A 1,541-nucleotide genomic window follows, 5' to 3' on the forward strand; every position below is an offset into this window, starting at 1 on the left:
ACAACGAGCTGGCCAAGCTGCACATCCGCCACCTGGTCGGCGGGCATGCCGAGCGGGTCGAGGATGAAGTGGTGCTGCGCTTTGAGTTCCCGGAGCGTCCGGGCGCGCTGTTCAACTTCCTCAACCGGTTAGGCGGGCGCTGGACCATCTCGATGTTCCACTACCGCAACCATGGCGCAGCCGATGGCAGGGTGGTTGCCGGGCTGGTGGTGCCCGAGGAGGAGCGGCACCTGGTGGGTGCTGCGCTGGACGAGATTGGTTACCCGTATTGGGACGAGAGCGAGAACCCGGCGTATCGGTTATTTTTGGGGTAATGCTGGGCGCGGAGCAGGCTTCTGCCCGGAGGGCGTGGGAGCGTCGCCCGGTGATTATCGTCCCCACGCTCCGCGTGGGGACGCATTTCTGGACGCTCTGCGTCCGATTTTGAGCGTGCGGCGCGGTGCAGGTTTTGACGCAGAGCATCCCGAACCGCATGCCGACGCGGAGCGTCGCACGACAATCAAGAGTATCGGCCTACTGCGCAGGCGTAGGCTCGACTGGCGCGGGCGTGGTGCTTTCTGCAGGCTCTGCCGCTGGCTTTTCGATGGTTTCAGCCTTGAACGACGCTGGCTCGGTTGGCGCAGGCATGGGTTCACTTGCGGCAGGCTCTACGGCGGGCTCGGTCTTGGGTGCCGCTTCTGTAGGCGTAGGCGCCAGCTTGGCAGGCTCAGCGGCTTTGGCCGGTTCCGTAGCCGCAGCAGGCGCGGTGTCTGGAACGCCAAGATCGGCTTTGGGCTTCTCTACAATGTGCGCAGCCTTTTTCACTTCCGGCGGCAGGAAGTTTTCTACCAGACCGAAAAAGCGCTCGTAAAACTTCGCCGACGACACCGTCTCGCTGGCCACCTTGACCATCGAATCATCGGTGGAGCCGATTGGCATCGACACCGAACCCAGCACCCCGACCCCGAGGCTTGCCGAGTTATTGGTCTTCTTCAGTGCGTAGCGGTCCTGCAGGGCGTTGGCGAACATGGTGGAATTGCCATCTTTCATGTCGGCCGCGCACACCAGATTGAAGCTGATCTCGATGTGGGTATCACCCGTCTGCTGAAAACTCTTGCGACCGGCGACCATCTTCGGGTCGCTGCTGGTGATGATATAACCCTGACTCAGCAAGGCACGTCGCCCCGCCTCGCAATACGCAAGGTCAGTCGCTGGATAACTGCGCGAGAACGTCCCGGCGTCGTCGAAGTGCTCGTGATCATAAATCGCCTGTTTCGGCGATGAGCAGCCGGCTGCCGTCAACAGGGCGGCGGCCCAGAATGCGGTACGAAGGTTCAATAACGTAAACATCGAAAATCCTGAGGAAGGAGAGGTCTGCCAGCAAGACTGCGAACTGGGGAAATGACGGTAAGTCTGCAACAAGGGAGACGTCGTATCAACGCACAGTTCAAAAGGATTTGGATACGTCATGTTTAAGCGGCAAGAGCAGGCGCTCAATTGATCAAAACGCGGACAACAAAAAAGCGACCCCAAGGTCGCTTTTCTGTTTGCTTCAAGGAGTT

General features: G+C 60.0%; 1 protein-coding gene and 1 pseudogene. One reads left to right on the forward strand and one right to left on the reverse strand.

All coding sequences use genetic code 11. From position 1 onward, the window contains the following. Positions 1 to 314, forward strand: a pseudogene (locus ABJ99_RS00175) (threonine dehydratase); the annotation flags it as partial. Positions 315 to 513: 199 nt separating this feature from the next. Here the strand turns inward: ABJ99_RS00175 and ABJ99_RS00180 are convergent. Continuing rightward, positions 514 to 1,329 (reverse strand): DUF2242 domain-containing protein, encoded by an 816-nt coding sequence (locus tag ABJ99_RS00180; protein WP_007250259.1) that lies wholly within the window; start codon positions 1,327 to 1,329, stop codon positions 514 to 516. Positions 1,330 to 1,541 lie beyond the last annotated feature (212 nt).

This window comes from Pseudomonas syringae pv. cilantro (assembly GCF_001293775.1).
Classification (GTDB): domain Bacteria; phylum Pseudomonadota; class Gammaproteobacteria; order Pseudomonadales; family Pseudomonadaceae; genus Aquipseudomonas; species Aquipseudomonas syringae_P.